Genomic DNA, 12,346 nt, shown 5'->3' with positions numbered 1-12,346 from the left:
ACGAACGGGTGCGGAGCGTCCCGCCGTGAGGGCGAGACGGATCGGCCCATTGGCAAGGGCAGTACCGGCACTGCGACGGTTGGTCATCGACGAACGCCACAAGGCGCACGCGCGCTGCGGTGTCTTGCTTGAATCGCAGGGTCATGGACGGCCGTGACGGCAAGACGCAGCGGGGAGTGATGGCAAGGCTGGCTCCTGCGCGACAGCCGTTGCAGCAAGTAGCGACGGGACGCCTCGCCGAAAGCGTCGTTGCTGGTGAACCGGTTGAGTGAATCGATCAGCGAGCACAGATCGTCGGTCAGCCCGGCGCTGGCAACTGTCGCCGTAGCAGAAGACAGGTGCGCATGACCGAAGAACAGGCATGCATTCCACGCCCGAAGACAGGTCTTTTTGATCAATCTGCGACCGGCTCCGGATTGTGTTCGTCAGTGCACGACCGGAACCAAAAAGAGTTTTGCGCAATCATCGAATCCCGTCGCGGTGGCACACGTTCATGCCCCGCCACAGCGCATGCCGCGGCGGCCACCAGCAACGCCACCGCTGCCGCGAACGCCCGGTCGGCGTTGATGCCGCCGCGCGACAGCGCGCCCGCCATCGGCCGCAGCAGCGCCTGGCAGCGCCTTTTCAGCGCATGGATCGACGCCATTGCGGGCGCTCGGGTCCATTCAAGCGCCGGCGCGGCCTACAATATGGGCTGCTCCGCTTTGATATCCCCCACCGATGGCCTCTGATCTCCTGCCCGTGCGCCGGGCCCTGCTCTCCGTTTCCGACAAGACCGGCCTGATCGATCTGGCCCGCGCGCTGGCAGCGCGCAATGTCGCGCTGCTGTCCACCGGCGGCACCGCCAAGGCGATCCGCGAGGCGGGCCTGCCGGTCACCGACGTCGCCGAGCTGACCGGTTTCCCGGAGATGATGGACGGCCGCGTCAAGACCCTGCACCCGCTGGTGCACGGCGGCCTGCTCGGCCGCGCCGGCATCGACGAAGCGGTGATGGCCGAACACGGCATCGTGCCGATCGACCTGCTGGTGCTGAACCTGTATCCGTTCGAATCGGTGACCGCCAAGGCCGACTGCACGCTGGCCGATGCGGTGGAAAACATCGATATCGGCGGCCCGGCGATGCTGCGCAGCGCGGCGAAGAACTTCGCCCGCGTGGCGGTGGCCACCGACCCGGCGCAGTACGCCGAGCTGCTGGCCGAACTCGACGCCAACGACGGCCAGCTGTCGGCGGCCAGGCGCTTTGCGCTGTCGGTGGCCGCGTTCAACCGCGTGGCGCAGTACGACGCGGCGATCAGCAACTACCTGTCGGCGGTGGCCGACAGCACCGAAAACGTGCCCACGCGCAGCCCGTTCCCGGCGCAGATCAATTCCAACTTCGTCAAGGTGATGGACCTGCGCTACGGCGAGAACCCGCATCAGGCCGGCGCGTTCTACCGCGACCTGTACCCGGTGCCGGGCACGCTGGCCACCTTCCAGCAGTTGCAGGGCAAGGAACTGAGCTACAACAACCTGGCCGATGCTGACGCGGCGTGGGAATGCGTGCGCCAGTTCGATGCACCGGCCTGCGTGATCGTCAAGCACGCCAACCCCTGCGGTGTGGCGGTGGGCGCAGGCTGCGGCGATGCCTACGAGCTGGCCTATGCGACCGACCCGACCAGCGCCTTCGGCGGCATCCTGGCCTTCAACAAGACCCTGGATGCAGCGACTGCGAAAGCGATTCTGGATCGCCAGTTCGTCGAGGTGCTGATCGCGCCGGACTACGAGCCGGGCGCGCTCGACTATGCGACCAAGAAAGCCAACGTGCGCGTGCTCAAGATCCCGCACGGCAACGGCCTCAACAACTACGACACCAAGCGGATCGGCTCGGGCCTGCTGATGCAGTCGTCCGACAACCGCGGCATGTCGCTGGGCGAACTGAGCGTGGTCACCCAGCGCGCGCCCAGCGAGGCCGAACTGGGCGATCTGCTGTTCGCCTGGCGCGTGGCCAAGTACGTCAAATCCAACGCGATTGTCTACGCCAAGGACCACCGCACCATCGGTGTGGGCGCCGGGCAGATGAGCCGCGTGGTCAGCGCCAAGATCGCCGCGCTCAAGGCCGAAGAAGCCAAGCTCACGGTGGCCGGCTCGGTGATGGCGTCGGATGCGTTCTTCCCGTTCCGCGACGGCATCGATGCCGCCGCTGCGGCCGGCATCCAGGCGGTGATCCAGCCCGGCGGCTCGATGCGCGATGGCGAAGTGATCGCCGCCGCCGACGAACACGGCATCGCGATGGTGTTCACTGGCGTGCGGCATTTCAGGCACTGACGTGCCGGGATTCGGGAGTGGGGATTCGGGAGTGGCAACGTCGCTCTGGTCTCTCCTGTTTCCGGTCTCTGCCTTGCTTCAACCAATCCCCAATCACGACTCCCCAATCTCGGCACCTACATGAAAATCCTCGTCATCGGCTCCGGCGGCCGTGAACACGCCCTGGCCTGGAAGATCGCGCAGTCCGCGCAGGTGAGCGAAGTGCTGGTGGCACCCGGCAATGCCGGCACTGCGACCGAAGCCAAGTGCCGCAATGTCGCCATCAAGGTCGATGATCTGGATGGCCTGCTGGCGCTGGCGCAGCGCGAAGCCGTGGCGCTCACGGTGGTCGGCCCGGAAGTGCCGCTGGTGCTGGGCGTGGTCGACCGTTTCCACGCGCTGGGCCTGCGCATCTTCGGGCCCACCGCCAAGGCCGCGCAGCTGGAAGGCAGCAAGGCCTTCGCCAAGGATTTTCTGGCACGCCATGGCATTCCCACCGCGTATTACGCGGTGCACACCGAGGTGGACGCAGCGCTGGCCTACGTGCGTGAGAAAGGCGCGCCGATCGTGGTCAAGGCCGACGGCCTGGCCGCCGGCAAGGGCGTGATCGTGGCGATGACGCTGAGCGAGGCCGAAGACGCGGTCCGCGACATGCTCTCGGGCAACGCGTTCGGCGATGCCGGCGCGCGCGTGGTGATCGAGGAATTCCTCGATGGCGAAGAAGCCAGCTTCATCTCGATGGTCGACGGCACCCACGCCTTGCCGATGGCCACCAGCCAGGACCACAAGCGTGTCGGCGATGGCGACATCGGCCCCAATACCGGCGGCATGGGCGCGTACTCGCCGGCCCCGGTGGTCACGCCCGAGGTGCATGCACGCGTCATGCGCGAGGTGGTCGAGCCGACCGTGCAAGGCATGATCGCCGACGGCGTGCCGTTCACCGGCTTCCTGTACGCCGGGCTGATGATCGATGCGCATGGCGCGCCCAAGGTGATCGAGTTCAACGTGCGCTTCGGCGACCCGGAAACCCAGCCGGTGATGCTGCGCCTGCAGTCGGACCTGGTGGATCTGCTGGACGCCGCCATCGACGGCAAGCTCGACACCGCGCAGGCGCAGTGGGACCCGCGCCCATCGCTGGGCGTGGTCATCGCCGCCAGGCCGTATCCCGAAGCCCCGATCACCGGCGAGGTCATCAGCGGCCTGGACGCGGTGCCGGCCACCGCCAAGGTCTTCCATGCCGGCACCGCATTGAATGCAAACGGTGAGGTGGTCAGTGCCGGTGGCCGCGTGCTGTGCGTGGCCGCGCTGGGCGATAGCGTGCTGGAAGCGCAGCGCAATGCCTATGCAGGTCTGCAGCCGATCCACTGGGCCAGCGCCTTCCAGCGCAGCGACATCGGCTGGCGTGCGATCGCCCGCGAGCAGGGCGCACAGGCCTGAGCGGCCTGCCTAAGGCACTTGCGACAACGCGGCTACTGACAAAGAACTAGCCGCCCTCCACCCCGATGGCGCGTGCCTGCGGCAATAATGCCCGGGCACCTTGCCTTGCAGAGACTGTGGCCACTTCTTCCTTCGAAACCCGCCTGAGCCGCCTGTGGGCCCATGAAAAGGCCAGCTATGGCCTGCGTGTGTTCATCGCACTGGCGGTGGCAATGGGCGTGTGCTGGCACTGGCAGCAGCTCACCGCGGTGCCGGCGCTGTTCCTGGGCGCGATCGCCAGCGCCATCGCCGAGACCGACGACAACTGGCTGGGCCGCATCAAGTCGGTGCTGCTGTCGCTGCTGTGTTTCGCCGCCGCCGCCGCGGCGGTGGTACTGCTGTTTCCGTATCCGCTGGCGTTCGTGACCGGCATGGCGGTGGCGACCTTCTCGTTGACCCTGCTCGGCGCGCTGGGCGAGCGCTACGCCTCGATCGCGCAGGCCACCGTGGCCTTGTCGATCTACGCCATGATCGGCATGGACCAGCACGGCAGCCACGATCCGTCGATCGCCTGGCATGGCGCGATGCTGCTGCTGATCGGCGCCACCTGGTACGGCGTGCTGTCGATCCTGTGGACCCTGCTGTTCGCCAATCGCCCGGTACGCGAGCGGCTGTCGCGGCTGTTCTTCGAGCTGGGCCGTTATCTCAAGCTCAAGGCCGACCTGTTCGAACCGGTGCGGCAGAGCGACCTGCACGCACGCCGGCTGGCGCTGGCCGAGCAGAACGCCAAGGTGGTCGGCGCGCTCAACGCCGCCAAGACCGCGATCATGAGCCGCTTCGGCCGCTCGGGGCGGCCGGGCGTGCAATCGGGCCTGTATTTCCGCCTGTACTACATGGCGCAGGAATTCCATGAGCGCGCCAGTTCCTCGCACTATCCCTACGAAGCGCTGACCGACGCGTTCTTCCACAGCGACGTGCTGTACCGCTGCCAGCGCCTGCTCGCGCTGCAGGGCAAGGCCTGCGCCGCCTTGGGCGAGGCGATCCGCCTGCGCCATCCGTTCGATTACGGCGACAACAGCCGCCTGGCCACCGAAGACCTGCGGCAATCGCTGGACTACCTGCACGCGCGTGCCGACCCCGCACTGGCGCGTCTGCTCGGCGCGCTGGAATTGCTGGTGACCAACCTGCAGAGCATCGAGCGCAAGCTGTCGGAAGCGGCGCAATCCGATTCCACCAGCGACAACCTCGACACCCGCCTGCGCGACTCCTCGCCGCACACCCTGCGCGAAATGGCCGCGCGTCTGATGCAGCAACTCACGCCCGGCTCGGTGCTGTTCCGCCACGGCCTGCGCATGGCCATCGCGCTGGTGGTCGGCTACGCCATCATGCAGTCCATCCATGCCGACAACGGCTACTGGATCCTGCTCACCACCGCCTTCGTGTGCCGGCCCAATTACGGCGCCACCCGCCTGCGGCTGGTGCAGCGCATCGCCGGCACCCTGATCGGACTGGTCGCCACCTGGGCACTGATGCAGCTGTTCCCCGGCACCGAAGTGCAGCTGCTGCTGGCGCTGGCCGCCGCGCTGATCTTCTTCATCACCCGCACCGATCGCTACATGCTGGCCACCGCCGGCATCACCGTGATGGCGCTGTTCTGCTTCAACCTACTTGGCGATGGTTTCGTGCTGATCTGGCCACGCCTGATCGACACGCTGATCGGTTGCGCAATCGCCGCGGCCGCCTCGTTCCTGATCCTGCCGGACTGGCAGGGCCGCCGCCTCAACCAGGTGATGGCCACGGTGCTGGCCAGCTGCGCGCGCTATCTGGCCCAGGTGCTGGAGCAATACGCCAGCGGCATGCGCGACGACCTGCCCTACCGCATCGCGCGCCGCGACATGCACAACGCCGATGCCGCGTTGTCGGTGGCCTTGTCCAACATGCTGCGCGAACCGGGCCGCTATCGGCGCAACCTGGATGCCGGTTTCCGCTTCCTGGCGCTGTCCAACACCTTGCTCGGCTATCTGTCTGCGCTCGGCGCGCATCGCGCCGCACTCGATGGCGAACACGATCCCGCCATCGCGCAGGCCGGCGACTACCTGCAGCGCGCGCTGAGCGAAATCGCCACCGCCTTGCGCGAACGCCAGCCGCTGCCGGCGCACGACGAAAGCCAGGAAATCGCCACTGCCGAAGCGCTGGAGCAGCATGCCGTGCAACTGCCGCCCAAGCAGCGCCTGGTGCGCGACCAGCTGGCACTGACCCTGCGACTGCTGCCCAAACTGCGCGCCGCTGCCCTGGCGGTCACCACCGCGCCGGCAGAGGGCGCACCGCGTCTGGCGAGCAGCAAGGCCTAGCGCGTCGTCAGTGGGGCGCATGCACGCCGCGCAGCCACTGCCGCATCGATGTGGGCGGCGACGCCGACGTACCGCGGTGCGCGCGCAGGCCACTTGATCCGATGGCCGCGGCGCCGTTCCGGCAATGCACCTACTTCCAGTGCTTGCGCGCCACGCTCAGTCCCACCCAGCCCAATGCCGCCACCGCCAGCACCGCCCCACCGATCACCACACCGTTCCAGCCGGCCTGCGCATATGCCGCCGTGCCCAGCGTGGATCCCACCGCACCGCCGATGAAGTAGCAGGTGATGTAGGCCGAGGTGATGCGATTGCGCGCGTTCGGATTGCGCTGGTAGATCACGCTCTGGTTGGCGATGTGCACCCCTTGCACCGCGATATCCAGCAGCAGCACGCCGACGATCAGCAGCGCGATTGACTGCGGCGCAAACGCCAGCAATCCCCACGACAGCAGCAGCATCACCAGCCCGCCCCAGCTGACGCGGTCGCCATGGCCGTGATCGGACCAGTGACCGGAACGGTTGGCCGCCAGCGCGCCGGCCGCACCGATCAGGCCGAACAGCCCGATCACCGCCGTGCCATAGCCATACGCAGGCCCGGACAACAGGAACGCCAGCGTGGTCCAGAACATGCTGAAGCCGGCAAAGATCAGCCCGCCCAGCACCGCACGCGAGCGCAACACCGCATCGTCGCGCAGCAGCGTCAGCACCGAACCCACCAGCTGCGGATACGACAGCTGCGCATTGCCCGGGTGCCGCGGCAGCCCGCGCCACAGCAGCCAGGCGGTGACCAGCAACAGGCCGGAGGCGATCCAGTACACCGTATGCCAGCCGCCAACGCCGGCCAGCACCCCGGCCGCGGTGCGCGCCAGCAGGATGCCCAGCAACAGGCCGCTCATCACCGTGCCGATCACCCGCCCGCGCTCGTGCGGGGCGGCCAGGGTCGCGGCAAACGGCACCAGGATCTGCGCCGCCACCGAGCTGGCACCGGTGACGATCGTGCCGGCCAGCAACATGCCGAAACTATGCGAGGCGGCGCTCACCAGCAGGCCCAGCGCACTGAGCACGAACAGGCCGACGATCAGCCCGCGCCGCTCCAGCCGGTCGCCCAGCGGCACCAGCAACAGCAGCCCCGCCGCGTAGGCCAGCTGCGCAGCGGTCACCACCGCCCCGGCACTGCGCACCTGGATCCCGAACGCCTGCGCCAGCGTCTCCAGCAAGGGCTGGGCGTAGTAGTTGCTTGCCACCGCCAGCCCGGTGGCGGCGGCCATCAGCAGCACCAGTCGGCGCGGCAATGGCGGGTGGGCAATCGGTTCGACGGTCATGGCAGGTGCCTGCTGTAGGAATGGGCGCAGTGTGGGCAGCGACGCGGCATCTTTCCAATGTATTGTTTTCACCGTGTCCATCGCGTTTTGAGATCGCATGCTGACCCTGCGCCAACTGGAGTTCGCCGTGGCCGTGGCCGAGGAAGGCGGCTTCACCGCCGCCGCACGCCGGTGCAACACCGTGCAATCGGCGCTCAGCCACCAGGTCGCCAAGATCGAGGAATCCCTCGGTGCGCGCCTGTTCGAGCGCGGCACCCGCCAGGTGCGGCCCACCGCAGCCGGCGAGGTGTTTCTGCACAACGCCCGCGCCACCTTGCGCGCGGCCGAACGCCTGCACGAGGAAATGGCCCAGGCCCTGGGCACGGTGCGCGGCCGGCTCACGCTGGGGCAGATCTCCTCGCTCACCACCGTGCAGCTGCCGACGCTGCTGCGCGCCTTTCGCAGCGCGCATGCGCGGGTGGACGTGCACCTGCGCACCGCCATGAGCGAGGCCCTGCTGCACGACCTGGGCGAAGGCCGGCTGGATGTGGCCCTGGTCGGCGTCGGCCCGCAGGTCGCGGTGCCGGAACAGCGGCTGCTGCTGCACGAGGAAGCCCTGGCCTTGATCGTGGCGCCCACCCATCGCTTCGCCACGCGCAAGCGGGTGGCGCTGGCCGAGCTGGACGACGAACCGATGGCCGGGCTGATCGCCGGCGCCGGCGTGCGCGGCATCGTCGATGCGGCCTTCGCGCAGGCCGGCTTGCGGCAGCGCCAGCAATACGAGGTCACCCATGCCGATCTGATGCGCGAACTGGTCGCCGCCGACCTGGGCGTGGGCATCGTGCCGCAGACCATGGCCACGGCCATGCGCGGGGTGGTGACGGTTGCGCTGAAGGAGCGCTTCGGCTTTCTGACCTATGCGGTGTGGCGGCCCGATCCCACCCCGGCCGCACGGGCCTTCATGGCGCTGCTGCGCGCCCAGGCCGCGCGACGTGCGTCATCGGCACGCGCGCCGCGCTGAGCGCGTCTGCATGCACCAGCGCGCCGTGGAAGCCTGCTAGGCTGCGCGCGTTCGCAAAGGAAACTGCATGTCCGGTCACAGTCAGTTCGCCCTGCTCAGGCAGCGCCGCTTCTTGCCGTTCTTCGCCGTGCAGGCGTTGGGCGCGTTCAACGACAACGTCTATCGGCAGGCCATCATCGGCCTGTTGTTCTACCTGGGCATCGATGCGGCGCAGCGCACGCTCTACACCAATCTGGCGCCGGCACTGTTCATCCTGCCGTACTTCCTGTTCTCCGCGCTGGCCGGGCAGATCGCCGAAAAGCTGGAAAAGCAGAAACTCATCGTGATCACCACCACGATGGAGATTGCGATCATGTCGCTGGCAGCGGTGGGGTTTGTTACCGAGAACATGGTGATCCTGCTGGTTGCGCTGTTCTGCACCGGACTGCAGTCCACGCTGTTCGGGCCGGTGAAATATTCGATCCTGCCCTCGGTGCTGAAACCGGAGGAACTCACCGGCGGCAACGGCCTGGTCGAGATGGGCACCTCGATCTCGATCCTGTGCGGCATGATCTTCGGCGGGCTGATCTTCCAGATCGCCGGCAGCCACGGGCCGGTCGCCGCGGCCACCGCGGTGATCGCGATTGCCGTCACCGGCAACCTGGTCGCGCGGCTGGTGCCCAAGGTCGATGCCGGCGCGCCCGAGCTGAAGATCAACTGGAACCCCATCCCCGAATCGCGCGCCATCATGCGCCTGACCCGGCGCACGCCGGCGGTGCGCAACGCCGTGCTCGGGGTGTCGTGGTTCTGGTTCGTCGGCACCGTGCTGACCGCGCAGTTGCCCACCTACGCGCAGGTCAATCTTGGCGGGCAGCAGGATCTGTACGTGTTCGCGCTGGCGCTGTTTTCGATCGGCACCGGTGTCGGCTCGCTGCTGTGCGAGCGGCTGTCCGGACGCACCGTGGAAATCGGCCTGGTGCCGCTGGGCGCGTTCGGCATCAGCGCATTTCTGCTGGACCTGTACTTCGCGCGTCCCGGTGTTGCACCGGCCACCGATCTGTCGATCGGCCAGTTCGTGCAGCAGGCCGGCAGCGTGCGCCTGATCGTGGACCTGGTCGGCATCGGCCTGTTCACCGGCTTGTTCGTGGTGCCCTTGTTTGCGCTGATCCAGAGCCGCACGCCCAAGGCCGAACTCTCGCGCGTGATCGCCGGGCTCAATATCCAGAATTCGTTGTTCATCGTCACCGCCGCCATCATCGGCATCGCGCTGCAGCTGCCGCAGCTGGTGCTGTTCGGCGTGCGCATTCCGCTGCCGGGCCTGAGCATTCCGCAGGTGTTCCTGGCCCTGGCGCTGGCCAATACGCTGGTGGCGCTGTGGATCTTCACCCTGGTGCCCGAGTTCCTGATGCGCTTTCTCAGCTGGGTGCTGGTGAGCGTGCTGTACCGGCTGCGCACGCGCGACATCGACCGCCACGTGCCCGACGAAGGCGCCGCGTTGCTGGTCTGCAACCACGTCAGCTACATGGACGCGCTGATCCTGTCGGCGGTGATTCCGCGCCCGGTGCGCTTTGTCATGTACTACAAGATCTTCCGCATCCCGGTGATGCGCTGGATCTTCCGCACCGCCAAGGCGATCCCGATCGCCGGCGCACGCGAAGACCCCGCGCTGATGCAGCAGGCTTTCGACCGTATCGATGCGGCGCTGGCCGACGGCGAGCTGGTGTGCATCTTCCCCGAAGGCGCATTGACCAGGGATGGCGAGATTGCACCGTTCAAGTCGGGCGTGGAGAAGATCCTGCAACGCCGCCAGGTGCCGGTGATTCCGATGGCACTGCGTGGCATGTGGTCGAGCATGTGGAGCCGCCGCGACACCCGCCTGGGCCGCATGCGCGTGCCGCGCCGGATCCGCGCGCATATCGAAGTGGCCGCCGGCCCAGCGGTTCCCGGCGACGCGGCGACCGCCGCGCTGCTCGAACAGCAGGTCCGTGCACTGCGCCAGGATCAACCGTGACTGCGGCCAGCGCGGGCTTTGCGTCCGCCGCGTGCCGCGAGTAGCCTGTGCGCCATTGCACGCATTGCCGCCGCGCTCGCCTAGCGGGCGCGACAAGAAGGACCGGGGGAAGTCGTCGTACGCCACATCACCGTGTCAGACGCGTTCGCCGTGATCGGTGGACGCTGCCTGCGCGGCCCATCGCTGCCTTCCCCACGCGCTGCAACATCTCGCTGTTGTTTACCACCCAAGGAGCTTCACCATGAGTGCCATCCCACCGCCGATCCATCCCTCGCCCAGCGCCGCACCGGGCCCGATTCCCAATCACCTGATCTGGGCGATCGTCTCCACCGTACTCGGCTTCTGCCTGTGCTGCCCGGCCCTGATCACCGGCATCGTGGCGATCGTGTTCTCCAGCAAGGTCAACGGCCTGCTCAACCAGGGCGACATCGACGGCGCACGTCGCGCCTCCAACACCGCCAAGACCTGGTGCATCGTGACCAGCGTGCTGGCCGTCATCGGCCTGCTGATCAACATCGGCATGGTCGCCACCGGCGGCATGCAGGGCTACATGGACTACATGCAGCAGTTGCAGCACATGCAGTAATGGAACTGCGTCCACGCCACTGGCTTGGACTCGGGGCGGCCACCAGCGTGGCCGCCTTCGGCGTGAGCTTGTTGTATCGCTTCGATCCGAACGCGGGCAACAGCCCGTTCCCGCCCTGCGTGTTCCGTGCCGTGACCGGCTGCTACTGCCCCGGTTGCGGCATGACCCGCGCGCTGTATGCGCTGGTGCACTTCGATCTCCCCGGCGCCTTCGCCATGAACCCGGCCGCCGTGCTCGGCCTGTTCACCCTGCCCGGCCTGATCGCCTGGAAAGCGGGCTGGCGCGCGCGCTGGTTTGCACCGGTGGTGGCCGTCATGTCCGAGCCGAAGTTTTGGTTATGGGCGTTGCCGACGTATTGGGTTGCCAGGAATTTGCCTTGGTACCCGTTTACCTTGCTGGCACCGGGTTAGCAGGTCGCGAACAGCCGCGCGATCGAAATCAGGCTGCGCGCCTACCGCACCCAGCCGGCAATCACCAGCAACGCCAGCACCACCATCCACAGCAGCAGCACGCGCCAGACCAGGCTCATCGCATCGCGCACCTCCGGCAGCCGGCGCCAGACCGGCACCAGGCCCGAATCGGTGTAGTCGTGGGCTTCCTCGCGCAGCTCGGCGCTGACGCTGGCACGCGCCACCGCACCGAGAAAATGCGGCTCCAGCGACCAGCGGTTGCCATTCGCCTGCCGCCAGGCACGGAACACCGTGTCGAAATTGCCCACCAGCGCCATCGACACGGTGATCAACTGCGCCACCGGCCATTCCAGCGCGGCCAGCAGCCAGCGCGCGCCGGCCAGGTTGCGCGGCGGCAGCAGCACCGAGAGCGGGCTTTCCACCGCCAGCGCCGTCAGCCGATACAGCACTGCACCGAACGGCCCCAGCAGCAAAAACCACCACAGCACCGCAAACCAGCGCCGCAATCCATTGACCACCACCGCTTCCACCAGCGACGGCGCATCCTCGTGCACGCTGCCGCCGGCGGCCTGCAGCTGCGCGATCGAATCGCGGCGCGCGCCCGGTTCGTCGGCATCGATCACCGCTTCCACATCGCGGTCCAGATCGCGCGGCCCCCAAGTCCAGGCCAGCACCGCCACGCCGAACAGCAAGGCCCAGAAGCCGCGCCAGACATCGTCCAGCAGCCATTGCAGCAGCACCACCACCAGCAAGGCCGGCAACAGCGCCAGCACCACGCCATAGCGCCCCTGCCACGCACCGCGCCCGGCGGCATGGCTGTCCAGCCGGCGCAGCCACTGGCCGAACCATTCGAAACGCCGCAGCCGCGCCACCTGGGCAGGCGCCAGGTGGCCCAGCGCAAGTGCGACGACGACAGCAACCAGGGTGGTGAACATGGGTGGGCCTCCTCAGCCGAGTCTAGCCGAGCCGATGCAGGCGCACCCGATCCG

General features: G+C 67.8%; 10 protein-coding genes and 1 pseudogene. 7 read left to right on the top strand and 4 right to left on the bottom strand.

The window, feature by feature from the left end; genetic code table 11:
- Positions 1–83 precede the first annotated feature (83 nt).
- Positions 84–398, bottom strand: a complete 315-nt coding sequence (locus tag AC1KVE_RS05475; RefSeq protein ID WP_184381108.1) for a hypothetical protein — start codon at positions 396–398, stop codon at positions 84–86.
- A 119-nt stretch (positions 399–517) separates the two neighbouring features.
- Positions 518–646, bottom strand: a pseudogene (locus AC1KVE_RS05470) (CDP-alcohol phosphatidyltransferase family protein); the annotation flags it as partial.
- Between the two features lie 74 nt (positions 647–720).
- Between AC1KVE_RS05470 and purH the strand changes: the two are divergent.
- The 3 genes from purH to yccS all read left to right on the top strand — a co-directional run bounded on the left by purH (position 721) and on the right by yccS (position 6,050).
- Complete coding sequence (purH, locus tag AC1KVE_RS05465; RefSeq protein WP_046346203.1) at positions 721–2,304, top strand: bifunctional phosphoribosylaminoimidazolecarboxamide formyltransferase/IMP cyclohydrolase; 1,584 nt, start codon at positions 721–723, stop codon at positions 2,302–2,304.
- 120 nt (positions 2,305–2,424) lie between these two features.
- Positions 2,425–3,720 carry a phosphoribosylamine--glycine ligase gene (gene purD / locus AC1KVE_RS05460; protein WP_054592421.1) on the top strand — a complete coding sequence of 432 codons (1,296 nt, stop codon included), beginning with the start codon at positions 2,425–2,427 and terminating at the stop codon, positions 3,718–3,720.
- Between the two features lie 116 nt (positions 3,721–3,836).
- Positions 3,837–6,050, top strand: coding sequence for a YccS family putative transporter (gene yccS / locus AC1KVE_RS05455; protein ID WP_046345550.1), 2,214 nt, complete (start codon positions 3,837–3,839; stop codon positions 6,048–6,050).
- A gap of 130 nt (positions 6,051–6,180) precedes the next feature.
- Here yccS and AC1KVE_RS05450 read toward each other — a convergent pair whose 3' ends face one another.
- Positions 6,181–7,371, bottom strand: a complete 1,191-nt coding sequence (locus tag AC1KVE_RS05450; protein ID WP_016904528.1) for an MFS transporter — start codon at positions 7,369–7,371, stop codon at positions 6,181–6,183.
- 97 nt (positions 7,372–7,468) lie between these two features.
- Between AC1KVE_RS05450 and AC1KVE_RS05445 the strand changes: the two genes are divergently transcribed.
- From AC1KVE_RS05445 to AC1KVE_RS05430, 4 genes are all read left to right on the top strand, one after another.
- Positions 7,469–8,371, top strand: coding sequence for a LysR family transcriptional regulator (locus AC1KVE_RS05445; RefSeq protein ID WP_046345548.1), 903 nt, complete (start codon positions 7,469–7,471; stop codon positions 8,369–8,371).
- Between the two features lie 67 nt (positions 8,372–8,438).
- Positions 8,439–10,361 (top strand): MFS transporter, encoded by a 1,923-nt coding sequence (locus AC1KVE_RS05440; RefSeq protein WP_046345547.1) that lies wholly within the window; start codon positions 8,439–8,441, stop codon positions 10,359–10,361.
- Between the two features lie 241 nt (positions 10,362–10,602).
- The gene (locus AC1KVE_RS05435; protein WP_016902410.1) at positions 10,603–10,947 is read left to right on the top strand and encodes a CD225/dispanin family protein; all 345 of its coding nucleotides are present in this window, start codon (positions 10,603–10,605) and stop codon (positions 10,945–10,947) included.
- Positions 10,947–11,357 carry a DUF2752 domain-containing protein gene (locus tag AC1KVE_RS05430; protein ID WP_184381102.1) on the top strand — a complete coding sequence of 137 codons (411 nt, stop codon included), beginning with the start codon at positions 10,947–10,949 and terminating at the stop codon, positions 11,355–11,357. The genes AC1KVE_RS05435 and AC1KVE_RS05430 overlap by 1 nt, the downstream gene beginning before the upstream one ends.
- Before the next feature lie 41 nt (positions 11,358–11,398).
- On the opposite strand, the gene AC1KVE_RS05425 is transcribed toward AC1KVE_RS05430, so the two are convergent.
- Entirely contained in the window at positions 11,399–12,292 is an 894-nt protein-coding gene (locus AC1KVE_RS05425) for a cobalamin biosynthesis protein (protein ID WP_184381100.1), read from the bottom strand.
- Positions 12,293–12,346 lie beyond the last annotated feature (54 nt).

It is taken from the genome of Xanthomonas sp. NCPPB 2864, assembly GCF_056675615.1.
This window is presented reverse-complemented; position numbering and strand designations above follow the sequence as displayed.